The 20,128-nt window shown below is 44.4% G+C and carries 16 protein-coding genes and 2 pseudogenes; 10 read left to right on the forward strand and 8 right to left on the reverse strand.

Going from position 1 to position 20,128, the window contains the following annotated elements; genetic code table 11:
* Positions 1 to 42: 42 nt before the first annotated feature.
* The 7 genes and pseudogenes from NI389_RS03480 to fadI all read right to left on the reverse strand — a co-directional run bounded on the left by NI389_RS03480 (position 43) and on the right by fadI (position 8,422).
* Complete coding sequence (locus NI389_RS03480) at positions 43 to 1,122, reverse strand: TonB family protein (RefSeq protein ID WP_308361581.1); 1,080 nt, start codon at positions 1,120 to 1,122, stop codon at positions 43 to 45.
* A 192-nt stretch (positions 1,123 to 1,314) separates the two neighbouring features.
* Positions 1,315 to 1,587 carry a YfcL family protein gene (locus NI389_RS03485; protein ID WP_308361582.1) on the reverse strand — a complete coding sequence of 91 codons (273 nt, stop codon included), beginning with the start codon at positions 1,585 to 1,587 and terminating at the stop codon, positions 1,315 to 1,317.
* Positions 1,588 to 1,599: 12 nt separating this feature from the next.
* Complete coding sequence (locus NI389_RS03490) at positions 1,600 to 2,721, reverse strand: ATP-NAD kinase family protein (protein WP_308361583.1); 1,122 nt, start codon at positions 2,719 to 2,721, stop codon at positions 1,600 to 1,602.
* A pseudogene (locus NI389_RS03495) lies at positions 2,711 to 3,264 on the reverse strand (elongation factor P hydroxylase). The gene NI389_RS03490 and the pseudogene NI389_RS03495 overlap by 11 nt, the downstream one beginning before the upstream one ends.
* 80 nt (positions 3,265 to 3,344) lie before the next feature.
* Positions 3,345 to 4,868 (reverse strand): sensor domain-containing diguanylate cyclase, encoded by a 1,524-nt coding sequence (locus NI389_RS03500; protein ID WP_308361584.1) that lies wholly within the window; start codon positions 4,866 to 4,868, stop codon positions 3,345 to 3,347.
* Between the two features lie 148 nt (positions 4,869 to 5,016).
* A pseudogene (fadJ, locus tag NI389_RS03505) lies at positions 5,017 to 7,112 on the reverse strand (fatty acid oxidation complex subunit alpha FadJ).
* Positions 7,112 to 8,422 carry an acetyl-CoA C-acyltransferase FadI gene (gene fadI, locus NI389_RS03510; RefSeq protein WP_308361585.1) on the reverse strand — a complete coding sequence of 437 codons (1,311 nt, stop codon included), beginning with the start codon at positions 8,420 to 8,422 and terminating at the stop codon, positions 7,112 to 7,114. Before fadI ends, fadJ begins: the two are co-directional and overlap by 1 nt.
* Positions 8,423 to 8,776: 354 nt before the next feature.
* On the opposite strand from fadI, the gene NI389_RS03515 reads away from it, so the two are divergent.
* From NI389_RS03515 to NI389_RS03560, 10 genes are all read left to right on the forward strand, one after another.
* On the forward strand, positions 8,777 to 9,733 hold the full coding sequence (locus tag NI389_RS03515; RefSeq protein ID WP_308361586.1) for an AAA family ATPase: 957 nt from the start codon (positions 8,777 to 8,779) through the stop codon (positions 9,731 to 9,733).
* 36 nt (positions 9,734 to 9,769) lie between these two features.
* Positions 9,770 to 10,681 carry a DUF58 domain-containing protein gene (locus tag NI389_RS03520; protein WP_308362486.1) on the forward strand — a complete coding sequence of 304 codons (912 nt, stop codon included), beginning with the start codon at positions 9,770 to 9,772 and terminating at the stop codon, positions 10,679 to 10,681.
* Positions 10,682 to 10,687: 6 nt separating this feature from the next.
* A complete protein-coding gene (locus NI389_RS03525) occupies positions 10,688 to 11,134 on the forward strand; it encodes a DUF4381 domain-containing protein (RefSeq protein ID WP_308361587.1) in 447 nt (148 codons plus the stop codon).
* Positions 11,127 to 12,122: a vWA domain-containing protein gene (locus tag NI389_RS03530; RefSeq protein ID WP_308361588.1), complete on the forward strand. Its 996-nt coding sequence runs from the start codon at positions 11,127 to 11,129 to the stop codon at positions 12,120 to 12,122. Before NI389_RS03525 ends, NI389_RS03530 begins: the two co-directional genes overlap by 8 nt.
* A complete protein-coding gene (locus NI389_RS03535) occupies positions 12,122 to 14,137 on the forward strand; it encodes a VWA domain-containing protein (protein ID WP_308361589.1) in 2,016 nt (671 codons plus the stop codon). Before NI389_RS03530 ends, NI389_RS03535 begins: the two co-directional genes overlap by 1 nt.
* Positions 14,131 to 15,783 (forward strand): BatD family protein, encoded by a 1,653-nt coding sequence (locus NI389_RS03540; RefSeq protein ID WP_308361590.1) that lies wholly within the window; start codon positions 14,131 to 14,133, stop codon positions 15,781 to 15,783. Before NI389_RS03535 ends, NI389_RS03540 begins: the two co-directional genes overlap by 7 nt.
* Positions 15,784 to 15,973: 190 nt before the next feature.
* Positions 15,974 to 16,495 (forward strand): sigma-70 family RNA polymerase sigma factor, encoded by a 522-nt coding sequence (locus tag NI389_RS03545; RefSeq protein WP_308361591.1) that lies wholly within the window; start codon positions 15,974 to 15,976, stop codon positions 16,493 to 16,495.
* Entirely contained in the window at positions 16,488 to 17,231 is a 744-nt protein-coding gene (locus tag NI389_RS03550) for a DUF3379 family protein (RefSeq protein WP_308361592.1), read from the forward strand. Before NI389_RS03545 ends, NI389_RS03550 begins: the two co-directional genes overlap by 8 nt.
* Before the next feature lie 156 nt (positions 17,232 to 17,387).
* Positions 17,388 to 18,254, forward strand: a complete 867-nt coding sequence (locus tag NI389_RS03555; RefSeq protein WP_308361593.1) for a Tim44 domain-containing protein — start codon at positions 17,388 to 17,390, stop codon at positions 18,252 to 18,254.
* A 151-nt stretch (positions 18,255 to 18,405) separates the two neighbouring features.
* Positions 18,406 to 19,092 (forward strand): alpha/beta hydrolase, encoded by a 687-nt coding sequence (locus tag NI389_RS03560; protein ID WP_308361594.1) that lies wholly within the window; start codon positions 18,406 to 18,408, stop codon positions 19,090 to 19,092.
* Positions 19,093 to 19,367: 275 nt separating this feature from the next.
* Here the strand turns inward: NI389_RS03560 and NI389_RS03565 are convergent, their stop codons facing one another.
* Complete coding sequence (locus NI389_RS03565) at positions 19,368 to 19,922, reverse strand: hypothetical protein (protein WP_308361595.1); 555 nt, start codon at positions 19,920 to 19,922, stop codon at positions 19,368 to 19,370.
* Between the last annotated feature and the right edge of the window lie 206 nt (positions 19,923 to 20,128).

Below are 20,128 nucleotides of genomic sequence, written 5' to 3' on the forward strand. Positions count from 1 at the left end.
AACAAAAAGGGGCATCCGCCCCTTTTTTTATGTCCGTTTTTTCTATTGAACTTGGAAGTCCATCCTGATCTGCGATGAAGCCGTTACCGGTTTTCCATCTTCAAATTTTGGTGCATATCGCCATTTTTTCAATGCTGCTATCAATGGCTTTGCAAAGACTTTATTACCGTTCACATGGTCGATTTCAATGTTTTCTACATTGCCTTCGGGCGTTACGTCAAACGATGCAACAATAGAGGTATTTCTAGTACTCTTAATGTCTTTAATATCTGGTAAAACTCGGTAAAGTGGTACTTGCTCTAAATCGTCTTTCCAAGGTGTGAGTGTACCTAGTGCGATACATTGTTTTGTGGCTTTGTCCGATTGGTCCGTTTCTTCATACAATTGAACCAATCGAATGCGCATTTGCATTTCAAGTGGACTATCAAATGACATTGATGAGTCCAAGCGCTCAAGCTTACTCTCCAACACAGTGATAGCTTCTTCACGTTGATTGAACGCAATAAGGATATCCGCTTTACGGTATGCGATGTAGAAATTCAGCCAAGCGTTTTTATCTAATGTCTTATTCGCAATTTCCTCTGCATTATCCACATACATCGATACAGTACGAAGTTCACCAGGTATGCCCACTAACACTTCTGACGCATCTAGGTAAGTTTGAGCGGCGAGTCCTATAGTTGTAGATTTTTTTGATATATCAATTGCTTGCCGAAGCAATGCCTTAGCACTTTTGTTCGATTTGAAAAGTTTTATTTTAGCAAGGCTTATTAGCATTGGAATTTTTCGTTCTGAATCTTCACCTTCTAGCGCATCTATATCTGCAAGTACTTTCTTGAGTAATTCCGCCTTGTCAGCTCTATCATCATAAGCAATTTGGTCAGCATAATTAATTGCCAGTGCAATCGTATCTTTGTCCAAATCACCATAAATCGCGCGACCAAGTTCATAAGCTCGTTTTGCTGTTTCAAACTTCAGCTTCGAATCATCCGTTTTCATTGCTTCTTGATAAGCCATATAGGCTGCATTGAAATCTTTCTGTGTGACATCTGCTGCGAATGTTTGAGCACTGAATAACACCGCACTACAAAGCAGCACCTTTAAAGTTGGAAGTGTCTTCATCACTATATCCTTTAGTGTGTATTTGAGCCTACAGGTCAAATCGAGCGAGAATTAAAAGCTCGTCAAACTGACCCTGTAAGCACATATTAATTTTGAGGCACAAAAAGCCAGCCTTAAAATTAGCTGACTTTGGACCTAAATTCAATCAATAACTGTTGTAAAGCACTGAACATAAGAAGTCCTAGCCTCAATTTATTGGGCTAATTTTTTGATTTGCTCCCAAATTTCTACAACATGTGCTTTGTCTTCATCATTGAGCTCACCTGCGTGATACGCTTTGACTAAGCTTGCTTCAATCGTATTGTTTAGCTCTTCAGAACTCAACGTAACGCCTTCTACCTGAGCGTAACCAACAGCCAAATCGAAATGACCGCGTAAGTAGCCACCAGCAAAGAGTTGGTCATCTGTCGCAGTTTCGACTAAGTTATCAAAAAATTGTTGTGCGGCATCAATGTAGGTATTCATTTGTACTCCAATTTAATCTTGATGCCCAACGGCATACATGACGTAATCGTTATAGCCTGTGATAACTTTCAAGTAACCACTTAGCTGTTCATCTAGTTCAGCATCCCCTGTATCAGCTATCAGTGGGCGGCCGTTTAGTGCTTTCAATTTTGTTTTAGTCGCAACTAAAATGATGTTTTCCTTACCAATGCTGCGAATCAGCGTTGGACTTAATTGCTGATTGCCCCGTCCAAAAATGTGACCTTGCCCGCCAATCAGCGTAATGACCAACTTGGTCGGTGTATGCTCAATCGCCGACAGTAGCTGTTGGGCTGTCATGTCTTGACCTATAAGCTGTTGATCCCGAATCAAATCGACACCTAGCAAAGTATTGTCTAAGCCTAGCTCTTCCATAATGGCGGCAACCGTAGAGCCTGAGCCCATGATGTATTGTTCGTCTGATTCCATTTGAGAAATAACCCAAGCAGCGATATCGGACAGCACCAGTTCATCACTTTCCTTTCCACCATTTTTTACACTTTGAACGTAGCGCAGTTCACAGGGCACCTGCATTTCCCCGTACCTTTTTGCGCGCACCGTACCTTCTCGAAAAGCGGCTTCATCAATGTCCATCACATCCGCTTCTGAGAGAGTAACAAGCTCTCCCTTGACCAACATTTCAACGACTCTTCCAGCGGCCTTCGGCGTGATTGCATATACACCCGAATGAATTTTACAACCCGCAGGGACACCGAGTACGGCTATTGAATCTTCTACCACAGCGCAAATATTTCGTGCAGTACCATCTCCACCGGCAAATAGAATTAAATCAACAGATTGTGATTTAAGTATCTGAGCCGCAGCTTCTGTGTCCTCCGGTGTCGTCGTAGCCGGCGCTTGGTAAATAACCTCGGTCTTAAACCCCAATTCTTTGGCTATGCGTTCACCCATTTCACCCGATGCGGTATAAATGGTTATTTTCGATTGGTAAGGCAAAAGTTGTGTTAGTGCCATTGCAGTACGTTTATTTGCAAGTGGTTCAGCGCCGAGTGATAGTGCCTTCGCGGTTGTATCTACGCCATCACTGCCTTTAAGAGCCACACTGCCGCCTAATCCAGCCACTGGGTTAACTATGAGCCCTAGTTTAAACTGCATCTCTAAACTCCTCTGGGACCTGCCATTCAAATTGCGCTTTGGTCAATGGCCAAGGCATCCCATAATGCGCACTTAAAGCGCGCATTAATGCCTCAGCTCGTGGATTAAAGCCTGTTTCCAATAAAGACAACAGCTTTGTGTGGACTTTTTTTGAAAATGAAAACGGCACGTTGGTGCACCATTTAAATTATCTGCTGATACGTTAAATGGAAATCCCGCTGAAACACTCAACGCCCATTCAATTGCTTGAGGTAATACTTCTACTTTCTCAAACTCAGATTGTTGTCGTTCGTCACGACCATCAGGACAGTACCAGTAGCCAAAGTCGACAAGTTGGCGTCGTTCGGTACCTGCAACGAGCCAATGAGCAATTTCATGCATTGCACTAGCATAAAAGCCATGCGCAAAAATAATGCGGCAATATGCGACTTCATCATCAGCGGGAAGATAGATAGGCTCATCCTCCCCTTTTACCAAACGCGTATTGTGAGACGCGTAAAAAACGTGGTCAAAGATTGAGATCAGATCATCAATATGGTGCATCAAAACAACGACTAAATAGCGCTAAGAAACAATGGAAGTGGATTGTACGGCGTTTTGAGAAAGAAGTAAAAGCCACGCCATTAGCGGTATGCGCTATTCACATCGCCAATAAATAATTGTGCTTGATTACGACCTTCCGTTTTCGCTTTATAGAGCGCTTTATCGGCGGCATCCAAAAATGATTGTGCGGAAATCAAGTCACTCACGATATCATAACCTGCTACACCCACACTCAAAGTAAGCTGACCTTCGGTGAGAAATTGAAAATCCTCCACCAAACGATAGGCAAAGCGTAACGCCGCATCAGGGCCAGTTTCTGGACAAATCAATAGAAACTCGTCGCCTCCCCAACGACCTATAAAATCACTTGGTCGAACCGATACTTTCAAAAATTGACTCAACTGTTTGAGCATCGCATCACCCTTCAGATGCCCTTGCTCGTCGTTCAACACCTTAAAATGGTCGAGATCAACCAGCAATACCGAGAGCTTTCTGCCATAGCGTTTTGCTCGTTCAATTTCCTCAAGTAAAACCGAATCGAGATGACGGCGATTGTATACCTGAGTTAAATGATCATTTTGTGCCTCGAGCTCTAGACGTTTTTCTTTGCGGATATCTCGTACTACCGCGATATTGACTTTATGCGAACCAATTTTGGTGCTCGATATTGCGACATCAATAGGAATTTCATTACCCTGTTTTGTTATGCCGATGATTGGTAATCCATCACGACTTTTACGTCGCATACGCGAGCGACCGGTAAACTCGCCGCGATCTTTGGCATGTTGCACACGGTATTCTTGAGGGACTAATTGTTCGACTTTAAGTAGGAGCATTTCCTCACGTAGATAACCGAATAAGTCACAAGCCGCTTGATTCACTTGTTGTATTTGACCATCATCATGGACATAAATCAGGGCATCAGGTGTCGCATTGAATAACATTTTTCGCTCTCGAATGAGCTTTACGCAGAACCAAAGCGCTAATAAGTTAAAAAGGGCAACACACGTAAGCAAAGGCATAAAAACCCAGCCACCGACTTGAGTTTGTTTTAATGATTCGGCCAGTAGCCTTTTTTGGTCATATTGTGCCTCTATAAACTCTAGTGAAATATTACGCCTTAACACTTCAAACGCTTTTTCAGCCAGCGAATCATCCACTTTAACCAATTTATCCAGCTCGGCGACACTGTGCAACGGTGCTTTTTGATTGTATGCCATATTGAGTTTTTCAATGTACAACTCAAGGGTTGATCGAATAGCCACTAACGCATTTTGTTCTTCTAAGCTAAGGGGATAATTGTCAAACTCATCTAACGCCGAACGTAGTTCAACGGCTTCAATTTGTGCGGTGTCGAAGTAGATAGTTTGATGGCGAAGAATGTAGTTTTTAAAGTGATGGATAAATCCATTGTAGCCAAAGTGCCGCTCCATTTGCGTTAGTAGCTGTGACTTGCTTAATACAACCTCTGCATCTTTACGCCAAGCCTCATCCAATGAACGTATGTTATTCGAGATGTTTTTTGTCCAAACAAGGACAAGCGCATTCACACATATCGTGAACACAACAACACCAACGATTAGTCCGTAGATCCTTCGTTCCATTTTTCCTGCACGACATCGACTTAATGTATTAACAGTATAGATTATGTTCAGAAAAAAAGACGAAAAAGCCGCATTACAGCGGCTTACATTTCGGGGATTTGAGCTGACTATCTATTTCCAGTCAGCTTAGGATATAGAACGGTTTTACCTAGTAATATTGCTTGCCGTTCTCAGCCATTGCCATCAACGGTTCTGCTGGTGAAAACACCGGATTATCCGTCGCAAACGTCGACAATTCTGAACACACTTTGCTAATACCGCGTTTGTCCATATAGCTGAATGGGCCCCCTAGGAACGGTGGGAAGCCGATACCGAAAATGGCGCCGATATCACCGTCGCGGGCAGAAGCGATAATACCTTCATCTAAACAACGCGCGGCTTCATTGAGCATCTGTGCAACACAACGACTCGCAATTTCTTGTTTATTCAAACGTGGTGCGACCGTAACGCCTAGCAACTCGTAAACTGATTCGTCTACTTTTTTGCCTTTTTGTTCATACTTGTAGAAACCACGACCAGTTTTACGACCAAGGCGTTTTGCGTCAATCAAACGGCTAAACGCATCGGGCGCTTTGAAACGCGAACCTAGTTCTTTTTCAAGAATTGGTGCAATCTTAGAACCAATGTCGATACCTACTTCGTCGAGTAGTGCAAGAGGCCCAACGGGAAAGCCAAATTCAACAAGGGCAGCGTCAATCTTCTCTATCGGCTCACCAGCTAACAATAAATTCGCTGCTTCGTTGACGTACGGCGCAAGAATACGGTTGACGTAAAAGCCGGCTTTGTCTTTAACAACAATCGGTGTTTTACCTTGCTTACGAGAAAACTCCACGGTACGCGCAATCGTTGCCTCACTTGTGCCTTCGTGTGGAATAATTTCGACTAACGGCATTTTTTCTACTGGAGAGAAATAATGCAAACCAATCACATTTTCCGGACGTGTCGCTTTTTCAGCAATTTGGCCAATTGGTAGTGACGAGGTGTTACTTGCGAAAATCGTGTGTTCACCACATTCACGTTCAATGTCAGCAACCATTGATTGCTTTAGATTTAAGTCTTCGAATACGGCTTCGATGACCATGTCCATGTGTTTGAAACCGCTGTAATCCGTCGCACCCGTGATACGATTCATCACTAATTGCGCGTCCGCTTTAGACATGATTCTGCGTTTCATTCGCTTAGACAAGATCTTATAGCTGTAATTCATAGCGTTGCTTATACCTTGATGCGCAACGTCTTTGATACGAACAGGCACAGAGGCTTTAACAGCACTTACGTGAGCAATACCCGCGCCCATTAGACCGCCACCTAGGACTGCAACACGGCGCGTTTTAGGGGCATCTTCGCTTTTCCACTCTTTTTTCATTTCCGTGGTTGCAAAGAAAATACCACGAAGTGCCACTGACACTTCGCTCATCACCAAATCAGCAAAACCTTCTGCTTCTGTTTTGTATGCTTTCAATTCATCAAGTTCAACCGATGCGCGTACCGCTTTAATGATGGCGATTGGCGCTGGGTAGTGCCCCCCGTTTTCTTCAGCACATTTTCTTCGGCTTTCTTGAAAATGATGTTGCGACCAAACGGGTTAGATTCCAACAATTGGCTGATTTTATCCAGACGCGGCTTACGTGGCTTTGGTTTACCCGCTCGAGCTAGACGAATTGCAACATCAAGAAGAATGCTTTGCGGTACTGCATCGTCTACGAGACCGGCTTTTTTAGCCTGTTTCGCAAAGACCTGTTTGCCCGTTAACATCCACTCAAGCGCTTTTTGAATACCAACAAGTTTAGGTAAACGCTGCGTCCCACCACCACCTGGCAATAGGCCAAGTTGTACTTCAGGTAAGCCAAGTTTTGTTATGTTATCCGTTGAACAAACACGGTAATCACACGCTAAGGCGAACTCTAAACCACCGCCAAGTGCCGCACCATGAATCGCTGCAACCGTTGGAAAAGGCAGCTTTTTCATCTCAAAAAAGGCTTTTTGACACATTTCAGACAGAGCCAGCGCATCGGTACGTGATTTCGCACTGTCTAGCATTTTGATGTCTGCGCCTGCGATAAAGTTATCCGCTTTACCACTGACAAAAACCATACCGGTTACGTCGTCCGTACGGCCTTTTTCGATGATCTCAGCCAGATCACCGGCAAAGCTGTCACGTAACGTATTCATCTTTTCGCCAGGGACGTCAATGGTCACAATCGCGACACGATGATCGTTTAATTCGTAACTAAATACCGACATTATTCGCTCTCCAATACAAATGCAGCGCCCAAGCCACCCGCAGCACAAGCGGTTGTAAGACCTAGACCACCACCACGGCGTTTTAGCTCATATAAAGTTTGTGTGATAAGACGAGCGCCAGTTGCCGCAAATGGGTGACCGTACGCGAGTGAGCCGCCGTTAACGTTAAATTTATCCATGTTGATCTCACCAATCGCTTTACTGCGCCCTAATTGCTCTTGCGCAAACTTGTCAGATGCAAACATTTTCATGTTCGCCAACGTTTGTGCAGCAAAGGCTTCATGCATTTCGATAAGATCTAAATCTTGTAATGTAATGCCAGCACGCTCTAGCGCCACAGGCGTTGAATGCGCAGGACCCATAAGCATGTCATCATAAACACCAATCGCAGAGAACGCGAAGCTGCGGATATAACCCAAAATGTCATAACCCAATGCTTTAGCCTTGCTTTCACTCATAAGTAGTACCGCCGCTGCACCATCCGTTAATGGTGTCGCGTTTGCCGCCGTTACTGAACCATGTTGACGGTCGAATACCGGCTTCAACTTCGCATAGCTTTCTAAAACTGAGTTTTCGCGGATGTTGTTGTCTTTGTCGATAAAGCTCTTGTATGGCTCAACGTGTGCGGCCATCACCTCATCTTTGAGTAAACCATCTGCCCACGCTTTAGCCGCTAATGTGTGCGAGCGGTGAGCTAGCGCATCTTGGTCAGCACGGCTAATACCATGAGTTTTTGCCATTTGTTCCGCTGTTTGACCCATCGAAAGCCCAGTAGAATATTCTGCCACTGCTGGCGGTACTGGCATAAGGTCTTTAAAACGAAGTTTTTTCAGAATATTGAAACGCTGCCCCAGTGTACGCGCTTTGTTTAAGTCAACTAAGCTGCCCGCCAACTTTTTACTTACACCGATAGGAAGAACAGATGATGAATCCGCACCACCAGCGACACCAACAGACACACTGCCTGCAATAATAGATTCTGCTACGTTTGCAATAGCTTGGAAGCTCGTTGCACAAGCACGCGATACAGAATATGCGTCAACCGACACTGGCATGCCTGTCCCCAACACAATTTCACGTGCGATGTTTGGCGCTTCTGGCATTTGAACAACTTGCCCAAAGACCACTTGATCAATTTCTTGTTTGTCGATGTTTAAACGCTCGAGCATTTCATTGACAACGATTTTACCCAAGTCCACAGCAGGAACGTGATGGAATGCAGTTGCTTGCTTCGCAAATGGAGTACGTAGCCCAGAAACTACCGCAATGCGGTCGCCTTTTGTTGTTTTTAGTATATTTTGTTTAGACATTAACTTTCTCTCCCGTAGACAGGTCTGACCTGTTGGTTTTCCCCGATTCTAAACAACCCGACACATAAAGCCAATAGCAAATCACATTTTGCTTAAAAAAACGCCACAACAATTTAGCGGTTATTACCATGCTTAAACGATGATTTGTTTAAATATCAAGCAAACGAAGTATAGATGAAAATTTTTGGGAACTTTCATGAATTTGTCAGTCTAACTATCACGCGAGATCCACCTGCCCTTTAAAGCTAAGCTCTTGAGATTCTCGAGGAAAGCCCCCATAGAGCAGGAATCATTTTATCACGGGCACACTCGCCCACTAGTTGGTTTAATTTGTCATAAAAGGACAAACTCCCAATGGCTGTAAATAAATTTATCGAACTAAAACAGTATCTAGACACACAAATCATTGGTCAGCCGCAACTGACCGAAGCCCTATTGATTGCGTTACTTGCCGACGGCCATTTGTTGGTCGAAGGTCCTCCTGGTCTTGCAAAAACACGCGCAGTAAACGCACTGGCAAAAGGGGTTGAAGGTAATTTCCAACGCGTCCAGTTTACCCCTGATTTACTGCCGTCTGACATCACGGGTACCGATATTTATCGCCAACAAACCAGTGAATTTGTATTTGAAAAAGGCCCTCTGTTCCATAACTTGATTTTGGCTGACGAAATAAACCGAGCGCCCGCTAAGGTTCAATCTGCATTATTAGAAGCCATGGCTGAACGCCAAGTTACCGTGGGCAAAACAACTTACAAATTACCCGAGTTGTTTATGGTCATGGCAACCCAAAACCCGCTTGAACAAGAAGGGACGTATCCACTTCCTGAAGCCCAGTTAGACCGCTTCCTGATGCACTTGAATATTGATTATCCACAAGCGGAAACCGAGTTGGCTATCCTTCGTCTAACCCGTGGCGAAGCACTAGAGCAAGCGCAAGTTAACTTTGAACCGATTTCGCAAGCTGAATTGTTCAGTGCACGTAAACAAGTATTGTCGTTGCACCTTGCTGAACCGGTGGAGCGTTATCTTGTTGAGCTCATTATTACGACGCGTGATGCCCGTAAACTGGATGACAAACTCGCTGCATGGCTTGAATTTGGTGCCAGTCCTCGTGCGACGATTGCGCTGGACAAATGTGCCCGTGCACATGCGTGGCTGCAAGGTCGAGACTTTGTTACACCGGAAGACATTCAGGCTGTAGCCGCGAATGTGCTGCGTCATCGTATCATTTTAAGTTACGAAGCTCAGGCCGACGGCATCACTAAAGATGAAGTTATCTCTCGTATTTTGAACTTAGTTCCAGCTCCTTAAGCGATGATTGAAACCATTCAAAACGCACAACAGTGGATGCATGACACGCATTGCACTGGCGCACAGGTCGGATTGAAAGAATTGCTTTACTACAAACGTAAAGCAACGCTCTTGTCACTTGTGCCGAAACAAAAAATAAAAAGTGCATCAGCAGGTCAATACCTCGCGCCACAAAAAGGACGAGGAATGGAATTTGCTGAAGTGAGACAATATCAATATGGCGATGATATTCGTGCGATTGATTGGCGAGTGACCGCTCGCACAGGTGAAGCCCACACAAAATTGTTCCAAGAAGAAAAAGAACGCCCTGTATTCGTGTTTACGGATCTGTCCTCTAGTATGGTTTTTGGCAGTCAGCTTCTTCTTAAATCAGTGCAAGCTTGTCACCTCAGTGCGCTGTTAGCTTGGTCAACCTGTGCACGAGGCGACCGACTAGGTGGAATCGTGTTTTCCGAATTCGGCCATCATGAACTAAAGCCTACCGCGAGAGACAAAGGCGTATTGGCACTTTGTCACCAGCTTGTAGACGTTCATAACATCGCGCTCGACAACCGAGATACGCCGATGCCGAGTAAATTTGCAGATAACCTTAAACGCCTCGCGCATTTAGCCAAGCCTGGCAGTATGGTTTATCTCATTTCCGATTTCAGTCAGCTTGATGACAGTAGTTTCAAGCAGTTGGAAAGGCTCAGTCGTCACTGTGAACTCATTGGTTGCCATATCAGTGATCCATTTGAACACCAGTTGCCAGCGTATAAAGACGCCGTGAAAGTCTACGCAGGCAGTACTGACTGGACTTTACCGCTGATGGACAAAACCTTTCGTTCACGTTATGCCGAAAAAGCAGCGGAACAATTTGAATTTCGATTAGCGCGTTTACGTCGTGCTGGTATGCAAATGCGCACTTTTAGTGCCGCTCAACCACTAGAACAGCAATTGCACAGGTAGTTTAACATGCCGTCGTCACCTTTAGATGCTCTTAAAGATGTGATCCCACCCACTGAAGTCAGTTGGTGGCCGCTTTCTTATGCGGCTTGGGGATTAATTGTCGCGACGTTACTCGTCCTGACACTTATCATTTTATTCATAGTGAAGCGTCATCGCCATTCACGCGCTAAGCGTGAAGCAACACAGCTAGCTAAGCTTGCTGAATCGTCGCTGTCACTACACACGTTGTTAAAACGATTAGTAAAACATTATTACGGCATTGAAATGGCAAGTTTGCCACAAAAACAATGGCTTCTTATCCTTAACACCGTTTCAAACGCGACGTTTACCAAAGAGGAGCTACAAACCATCTATAGCCCCAATGGTGCAGAAGCACTATTCGACAAGTTTGTGTTGGCCATTACTACGTTTAAAACACGTGAAAAGCTTACGTTGGAGGCGGCAAATGTTTGAATTTAGCTGGCCATTAGCATTTTTGTTATTACCACTTCCATGGCTTATCGCCTTGGTTAAACCGACACCCGCCAAACAACCTCTGAAATTGCGCATGCCAAGCTATGCGACTATTGCGACTGGCGGTTCACTTAATGAGCAACAAAAAAGGTACCTTAGTCTTTCTGAGGCCATCGTCTGGATTGCCCTTGTGTGCGCGCTTGCAAACCCAACCTATTTGGATGACCCCGTCGTATTACCAAATGAAGGCCGAGACATCATGCTTGCGGTCGATCTTTCTGATTCAATGAAAGAACAAGATATGGCGTATCAAGGTGGCTACGTAGACAGACTGTCTGTTGTAAAAGCGGTGCTTGGTGAATTCATTGAAAAACGTCAAGGTGACCGCCTTGGCTTGATTCTGTTTGGCGACACGGCGTTTTTGCAAACCCCATTAACCCGTGATGTTGACACCGTTGCAAAAATGCTCAATGAAACACAGATCGGACTCGTTGGTCGAGCTACCGCCATTGGCGACGCAATTGGCTTGTCCGTTAAGCGATTCGAGCAAAAAGACAAGAGCAATCGCATCCTTATTCTGCTTACCGATGGTCAAAATACCTCTGGAAATTTGCAGCCCGAAGAAGCGCTGACACTTGCTCGCGATGCTGGTATTAAGGTGTACACCGTTGGCGTTGGCTCAGATGGTCGCGGAGGCTTTAGTCTGTTCGGTATGGGTGGTCTTTCTTCCATGGGAAGTAGTATCGATGAAGCTACGCTTAAGCACATCGCCTCTGAAACGGGAGGTCTGTATTTTCGTGCGAAGGACGTAAAAGGCTTACAACGTATCTACGAAGAGCTGGATAAACTGGAGCCGATTAGTTCAGACAACCAAACATTCCGACCGACCTTAGCGCTTTTCTATTGGCCATTGCTCGTTGCGCTCGGCTGGATTGCGCTGGTTCTAATCACAAAAAGTGCAAAGTCCATTCTACGGGAGAACAACTAATGCAGAATTGGCTTATCGACTTTGTTTTCTTACGCCCAGCTTTGCTTTGGCTATTTATTCCATGGGTGGTGCTGACGTTACTGCAATTTGTTAAGCAACAACAAAGTAAACGTGGCTCGCTAATTGCGCCGCATTTAACCCATATTGTGCTTGGCAATACGCACACAAAGGCGATTAAACAACGCCCTGTTTTATTAAGTACGTTTTTGGCGCTCGCCATTATCGCCGCTGCAGGGCCGAGTATTGAGAAACAACAAGTTCCTGTTTACTCAGCAAAGCAAGCTCGTGTGCTTGTGGTTGATATGTCCTACTCCATGTATTCAACCGACATCGCGCCAAACCGACTTACTCAAGCGCGTTTTAAACTCATGGACATGGTGGCGCTTTTTTCGGAAGGCGACACAGCACTTGTTGCCTACGCTGGCGATGCGTTTACAGTGTCACCACTGACCAGTGACGCCACTACGTTGAAAAACTTAATCCCCAGTTTAAGTCCGCAAATAATGCCAAGCAAAGGCGCAAACTTACTCGCGGGTATTGAACAAGCTAAAATGCTTTTGGAACAAGGGCATTACGCCGACGGTGATATTATTCTTGTCACGGATGATGTGGAGCAAGAAGAAATCGGCGAAGTGAAGTCAATGTTAGCTTCGACTAAATTCCGTTTGAGTGTATACGCCATCGGTACTCGTGAAGGTGCGCCAATTTCACTCCCTGAGGGTGGATTTCTTAAAGACCGTTTTGGTCAAATTGTGGTGCCGAAACTTAATGTGGCCTTACTCAAGAATCTTGTGTCGTCAGGTGGATTGTTTGCCACTTACTCACCGTCTGATGAGGACATTAAGACCTTTGCACCGCGTATTAACCATGCAGAGGTCAACAAAGCAAAAAGCGAAAATGTTATGTGGCGCGTTGACGCTGGTATTTACCTACTTGTGTTACTTGTTCCGATGGGCTTAGTGCTCTTCCGTCAAGGCGTATTTCAATTTGCCTTGCTGATGATTGTTTTCCTTCCATTGGATAAAAGCTACGCCATGGACCTCCCAAGCTGGCTGCAAAATGATGACCAAAAAGCCTTATCAGCCTATCAAAACGGTGATTTTTCATCAGCATCTTCAGCACAGATGGATGAACTCAAAGGAGCTGCGTTGTATAAGCAAGGCAATTATGAAAAAGCAGCCGAGTTATTCAAGAACAGTACATCAGCCAAAGGCCTGTACAATTATGGCAATGCGCTTGCTCAACTTGGTCAATTGGATGAAGCGTTAGATGCCTATGACAAAGCGCTCAATCTCGACCCTGAACTCGCCCAAGCGAAAGCGAATAAGCAGTTGCTTGAGCAAATGAAAAAACAACAGCAACAGCAACAGCAACAGCAACAGCAACAGCAACAGCAACAGCAACAGCAACAAGACGCTAACCAAGATCCTGATCAAAAAAACCAACAGCAGTCTGAAAATCAACAAGGTTCAGATGCGCAAAAAGGTTCTCAATCTCAAGACCAGCAAGGTGACAAACAGCAGCAAGGGAAAGAACAATCTGGTGATGAGCAGCAAGGTGGTCAATCTGAAGGCGAAACTCAGGATGAAAGTAACAATGAGCCCTCAAAATCGTCCAAACCTGACGGGCAAGAAGGCCAGAATAATCAACCAGACATGCAAGCTGAACCGAATAAAAACCAGCAATCAGGTAAAGAGGATGAAAAATCGGGTGATCAAGAGCAGATGATGAACGACGCCCAGCAACAAGCTCAAGATGAAAAAGAGCCTCAGCAAGCTGGTCTTGCGGATGAAAAGGCAGATGGTGAGGATAAAGACACCAAAGCTCAAGCGCCAATGGTCAGCGGTGACCCTCGCCCACTTACGCCAGAAGAGCGTGAAAAAGCCGAGAAAATAAAGCAGCTACTCAGAAAAGTACCGGATGAACCGTCTATTTTGCTGCGCAATAAAATGTTACTTGAGGCCCAACAACGTGGTCGTGAACGCTATCTTAAAGGAGTCGAAAAATCATGGTAATGCGTTTTATAGGTGGTCTATTACTGCTTGCCTTGAGCCAATTTTCTTTTGCTGGCGAAGGTTTAACGGCAAGCGTAGATAAAAACCCCGTTCTTGTCGGCGAGTATTTTACGCTCACGATTGAAGCAACTGGCAAAGTCGGTGGCGAAACCCCTGATACTCAAGAACTTGCCAAAATTTTTAATATTGGACCAATGAGTACAAGCTCTCGCACGAGCATTATAAACGGCAGTATTAGCAGCAGCACCACATGGCAAATGCAGGTGCTTGCGCGCCGCGCCGGTGAGTTCACCATCCCTGCGTTTACAGTCTCAGGAATGAAGTCGGAACCGATAACACTCAAAGTGATCCCTCGAGACCAAGACGACAGCACGCAAAATGACGTGTTTGTCAAAGTGGCACTTCAAGACGGTCCATTATACGTCCAACAAGCGGCGCTCTATACGGTAAAGCTATACGTTGGCAAAGAGCTTTTGGATGGTCAACTGACCGCACCAGAATTAGCTGATACGCAATTTACGCTACTAGGTAAACAAAAAGAAGAATATGAAATAGTTGATGGGCGTCGATACTTTGTCGTGACCCGCGAGTATTTGATGCAACCGAATAAAAGTGGCCAATTCACTATCGATGGCCCTATTTTTAATGGCCAAGTGCGTGAAGGCTATCGCCGAATGGCAATTTCAGCTGTGGGTGAAAGCATTGATTTAGATGTGCAACCTATCCCTGAAAACTTCCCGGGTGCTTGGTTACCGTCAGAACTCGTGCATTTGGGTGAAGAATGGAAACCAACTGACGATACCGTGACGGTTGGCACTCCGATTACTCGTACACTTACGCTTACCGCCACAGGTGTAACACAAGAGCAACTACCAGAAATCACTGTACCGCAAATTGATGGCTTTAGAACTTACCCGGACGACAGTGAACGTAAACAAATCTCTCGAGATGGCCGTATTATTTCCCAAATGGTGAGCTCAATCGCCCTACTCCCGCAAAAACCAGGCACGTTTACGTTACCTGAGTTAAAGGTTGCGTGGTTTAATACGAAAATGGGGAAAACGCAGTATGCGTCTGTTCCAGCTCGTTCAATTACCGTCGTCGCGGACCCGAATGCTCCAAAGGCACCTGTGGTTCCAGAGGTACAATCAGCCAAGCCAGAAGCATCTCAAACCGTTTCTGTTCCCCAGCAAACACTGATGCCAACAACGTCGATTCAAGCTGAAAAAACGTGGCAAGACTGGCTGTTACTTGTGAGTGGTTACGTGCTTTGGATTTTGACGTTAGGTTGGTTTTTACTTAGAAAACCAACACCCGCTTCAGAAAAAGTCAAATCACCCACTGTCACGCAATCAGACCCAATGGCTGAACTGAATTCGGCAGCTAAAGACGGTGATGCTAAACGTTATTACCAAGCGTTAATGTCCCTTACTGCCAAATTAGGCGCGGCAACGCTCTCGGATTGGGCCAATAAACAAAGTGACCCATCATTAAGCCATGAGATTGCAAATCTTCAGGCGACTCTTTATAGTTCCAACAATCAACAGGTGGACTTACCAACGTTACATAAACATGTCTGTGCGGTGTTAAAGCAGCAAACAAAAAAACATAAATCAAACGGTAACACGCTTGAAACGCTCTATTAATTAATACCGTTTACAAAGCGCCGGATTTAGGCGTTTATGTAAGAAAACACTCAGTATTTAAAACGGGGAGAATATCGATTCTACCCCGTTTTAATTTTGTAGGCCGCGCTTTAAAATAGGGTTTACAGACTACTCAAAGCAAACAGAAAGTTTGTTGAAATAAAAATTTAAAAACGAAGGTCTAACTAGTATGACCACAAAACAACAACGCTATGAGCAAATGGTAAGAACCTATCATACAGAGTTGTATCGTTTTGCTTACTGGCTGTGTGGCGATGCAACAATTGCCGAAGATTTGGTACAAGAAACCTTTCTTCGTGCGTGGCGCTCGCTGGATAGCTTGCAAGATGAAAATGCAACAAAGCCTTGGTTAATTACCATTTTACGTCGTGAGAACGCGCGACGATTTGAACGTAAACAATTTGATTATGCTGATGTGGAACAAGATACGCTGGAAGACAAAGAGCGTTTCACCCTCGATGACGAGATGGAACAAACGGTCATTCAACGCCATATCAACAATTTGGAACCAGAATACCGTGAACCTCTGATTATGCAGGTGGTTATGGGATTTTCTGGAGATGAAATCGCAGACATGTTAGAGCTGAATAAAAACACGGTGATGACGAGACTTTACCGTGCCAGAAACCAGCTCAAAGAGGCCTTAATGAACGTAAAAACACCAGTAAGAGGAGCGCAATCAGATGGATGAACTTGAATTTCGTCGCCGTCTTTATGCCGATCCTTTTGACAAGGACGTTCACGAAATGGCGAAAAATAACCCGGAACTGCAAGCTCAGCTTGACGACTTTCTTTCATTTGAAGCCGCAATGAAAGATGCCATGGACATCCCAGTTCCTGAGGGGCTTGCCGAGCGCATTATTGCAAAAACTCAGGAAGCAAAAACTCAGGAAGCACAAACTTCAGAGTCCATCACACCACCACCGCACCAGCCTGTTACTTGGTATAAACGTCATGCAGGTCCATTTGCAATGGCGGCATCTATTTTCGTTGCGACCACCGTGTATTTCCTGTCGGCAACCCCGACCGCGGTACATGCCAACGAATATGCGTTTGAACACGTCTACCATGAAATGGGCGCGTTTAAACTGACCGATGCTGTTTCACTGCAAAAAGTGAACGAAAAGCTCGCAACATTCGGAGCTAAGCTGGACGATTTACCGGGCAAAGTGACCTACGCAACATTTTGTAATTATCGTGGTAAAAAAAGTTTGCACATGATTTACCAAAGCGAAGATGGTCCAGTAACGGTATTCGTTGTGCCTCGTGAAGACAGCTTTAGAGAGTCAGGTCGTAGTTTCGTTGACGATCGCTTTAGTGGTCTTATTAACCCACTGGATAAAGCGGACGTAATCTTAGTCGCGAATTTAAATACGCCAATTCAACAATTTGCAGCGGATTTTACCAGCCAAATGGAATGGTTATAGCGCTACGCAGAGAACATTTTTGATGTAATGAATCCAAAGGCTCGCAAAAGTCTTTGGATTTCGTCGCATAACCCCCATATTTAATCCTAAAGATCTATGTATCGCGTACCCAATTTAATTAGAATTGGCGTCAATATTTTTTAATCGAGGAAAGGTATGAAACAACTCATTACCATGTTGTCTTTAGTGACATTTTTATTTGCGACCAGCTTTGATGCGTTTGCAGCAAAAAAGTTTGGCAGCAAAAAGAAATCAGGAAAGACGCAACAAACCCAAACAGCTCAACCAAAGCAGCAAGTAGACACTAATACTCTGCCTGCGAAAACTGCCCCTAAGTCGTCGAAAAAAGGCATTATGGCCGGTGTACTTGGTGGCTTGCTAGCTGGTGGTTTAATTGCTGCAATGCTTGGCGATGACTTTGAAGGCTTTCAATGGCTTGAAATGATTCTATTTGCTGTGCTTGCTTTTGTTATATTCAAAGTCGTGAAAGGTATGATGGCACGTAGGCAACAGCCAGCATACGCAGGTGCAAGCTCAAGTCCGTATTCAACTGCGCCACAGCAACCTTATCAGCAACCTGCGCAACCTCAGGCTTTTACGCCTGCGTCTTCGGGATTTGGTTCAAGCACCTCCGATGTACCGTTCAATTTACCGCGTGACTTTGACTTGAACGGGTTTCTACGTGGTGCTGAAAACCACTATCGTACGGTGCAAAAAGCTTGGAACGAAAATGATTTCGCAACGGTTAGCGAATACCTAAGCCCTGAACTCATTGAAGAGTTCAAGGCCGAACGTGCTGAGCAAGGTCAAGTATCTAACGAAACGTTATTCCTAAGTGCAGAAGCGGTACGTGCAGATGTGAGCCCAGTTGTTTGGGAAATCAGTGTGATGTTCCGTGGTAAGTACCGTGACAACATTGAAAATGTTGAAGAACCTATCCATGAAGTATGGCACCTTGAACGCAAAACCGACGCGAACGCACCTTGGCTTATTGTTGGGGTTGAAAACTTAGCCGCAGAGTAAGTTCCCAATACACTATTTAAACCAAAGGCAACCTTGTGTTGCCTTTGTTATTTCAATCATCCCATTTCAATATAAACGAATATTATCAAACACTTTTTCAATGATTCACGTATCATGCGGTCATATAAAATATATCGGTAAGGATAGCGCTATGGTATTACGCCACCTATTGTCTCCCGTTGCATTATTGGCATCATGTTTGGTATGCACATCGTCTTTCGCGTCTAATTTGTTTCCTGAGATAACTCAACCAATCGACGCCAATGGTCGCTTCGTATTCTACTCCCATGGTTACATCGTTGAGGGTGATAATCCGACCCCTATCGAGACTAAGCATGGTTTTGGAAAATACGATTTCCCTGCGATTAAAGAAGCTCTCGCTGATGACTCCTACCACCTTATGGCACACCACCGCCCTAAAAACACCGATCCTTTTGCCTATGCACAAGCGTTCAGTGAGCGCATTCGCGAACTGGTTAAGCTAGGCGTATCACCTTCGCATATTACATTAGTAGGTTTTTCACGAGGTTCTTTTATTACAGGGCTAACGTCCAATTTACTTGCTGATATAGGCGTTAATACCGTGCTGTTAGCAGGATGTGGACGCTTGATTGCCAAACAGCATCAAGACGTTCAAGTTTATGGTCATGTGTTGTCTGTCTACGAGAAGTCAGACCGTTCCGGTACTTGTGATGCCTTGAAAGCGAAAAGCCCACATACACGTTCCTTTGAAGAATTAGCCATCAATACAGGTTTAAGTCACGGGGCTTTTTATACACCCAACCCTGTTTGGGTCGCACCAGTTAAAGCTTGGATTTTGAAAAAGCAGGCACTGTGACCGGTGAAACTTACTGTGTAGTTGTTCAAAGCTGAACTCGCGTTTAAGTTAATCTGCACGATGTAAGACTTGCCCCTAAAGAACTACCACCAAGGAATTAGATTTTTGATTAGCTCTTCGTCTTTCACCAAACTTTCCTGAGAATATAACACCTCAAACACAGGCGCGTAAGTTGGCGCAGTTTTTGCTGCATTTGGTTTTTTGCAAAAACTGAGACAACCGTTATGTGTCCTGTGATTTGACTTGTTATATTCGTATTATAAAGCTCTAAAGCTCTAAAGCTCGATAGCTTCAGGTTCAAAAGCAATTCTTTCAGAGTAGGTCTCTTTACCCATGATATAGCCATGGATTGATCTGAAAATTAATATTCCATTTTTATCGTAGATTCGTTTCATGGTTTTCTTTCTCAAACCAACGCCATTAAATTTGGTAATCCAAACTCCGTTATCAAAAACCGTTTCAATTTCGGTTTTACCACTGTACGTTTCGTATTGACATTTACCGATTACAAATTCACATTCGTTGAAATGTGACATATATGAATCGAAATTCCCATTTTCTGTTAGTTTTAAAAACATAACTTTATTATCAAGTTTCATCTCAACACCAGTAGGTTGGCGCTTATCGTTAAAATGTCTGAAGTAATGGGTCGAATTTTCGGTTTTATATAATACATAATATTCTCTTTCAATATCTACCTCCCCCTTGAGGTAGTATTGCTTAACTAAGTAGCCGAACTTTTCTTTTAACTTAGGAACACTAGTAGAGATAGTGTCGAATTCACTTGGTTGAAGAATATTATCAGCATTTTCTTCTAATACTTTTTTCATTGCCTCTGCTTGGTTGTATAGGCTAACGGAACAACCACTAACAGAAAAAAGAAAAACATAAATAATACTACGTTGATTATTTGCATATACTACCTTTGAATATAACGCCGTTGTAATCGGCAAAATTTGTTGGCTAAAATGTGAGGCGAAGCAGAACCTAACCAACGGTTACGAGTCCTGCTTCTGTAGCTTTTTATTTGCCGTCT

It is taken from the genome of Pseudoalteromonas xiamenensis, from assembly GCF_030994125.1.
Lineage (GTDB): Bacteria > Pseudomonadota > Gammaproteobacteria > Enterobacterales > Alteromonadaceae > Pseudoalteromonas > Pseudoalteromonas xiamenensis_B.

Bases quoted from the DNA above. Each gene is read 5' to 3' on its own strand.
- NI389_RS03550 (WP_308361592.1), top strand. From the start codon at position 16,488: ATGGATGAACTTGAATTTCGTCGCCGTCTTTATGCCGATCCTTTTGAC.
- fadI (WP_308361585.1), bottom strand. From the start codon at position 8,422: ATGTCTAAACAAAATATACTAAAAACAACAAAAGGCGACCGCATTGCG.
- NI389_RS03560 (WP_308361594.1), top strand. From the start codon at position 18,406: ATGGTATTACGCCACCTATTGTCTCCCGTTGCATTATTGGCATCATGT.
- NI389_RS03515 (WP_308361586.1), top strand. From the start codon at position 8,777: ATGGCTGTAAATAAATTTATCGAACTAAAACAGTATCTAGACACACAA.
- NI389_RS03545 (WP_308361591.1), top strand. From the start codon at position 15,974: ATGACCACAAAACAACAACGCTATGAGCAAATGGTAAGAACCTATCAT.
- NI389_RS03530 (WP_308361588.1), top strand. From the start codon at position 11,127: ATGTTTGAATTTAGCTGGCCATTAGCATTTTTGTTATTACCACTTCCA.
- NI389_RS03520 (WP_308362486.1), top strand. From the start codon at position 9,770: ATGCATGACACGCATTGCACTGGCGCACAGGTCGGATTGAAAGAATTG.
- NI389_RS03490 (WP_308361583.1), bottom strand. From the start codon at position 2,721: ATGCAGTTTAAACTAGGGCTCATAGTTAACCCAGTGGCTGGATTAGGC.
- NI389_RS03535 (WP_308361589.1), top strand. From the start codon at position 12,122: ATGCAGAATTGGCTTATCGACTTTGTTTTCTTACGCCCAGCTTTGCTT.
- NI389_RS03485 (WP_308361582.1), bottom strand. From the start codon at position 1,587: ATGAATACCTACATTGATGCCGCACAACAATTTTTTGATAACTTAGTC.
- NI389_RS03565 (WP_308361595.1), bottom strand. From the start codon at position 19,922: ATGAAAAAAGTATTAGAAGAAAATGCTGATAATATTCTTCAACCAAGT.
- NI389_RS03480 (WP_308361581.1), bottom strand. From the start codon at position 1,122: ATGAAGACACTTCCAACTTTAAAGGTGCTGCTTTGTAGTGCGGTGTTA.
- NI389_RS03540 (WP_308361590.1), top strand. From the start codon at position 14,131: ATGGTAATGCGTTTTATAGGTGGTCTATTACTGCTTGCCTTGAGCCAA.
- NI389_RS03525 (WP_308361587.1), top strand. From the start codon at position 10,688: ATGCCGTCGTCACCTTTAGATGCTCTTAAAGATGTGATCCCACCCACT.
- NI389_RS03555 (WP_308361593.1), top strand. From the start codon at position 17,388: ATGAAACAACTCATTACCATGTTGTCTTTAGTGACATTTTTATTTGCG.
- NI389_RS03500 (WP_308361584.1), bottom strand. From the start codon at position 4,868: ATGGAACGAAGGATCTACGGACTAATCGTTGGTGTTGTTGTGTTCACG.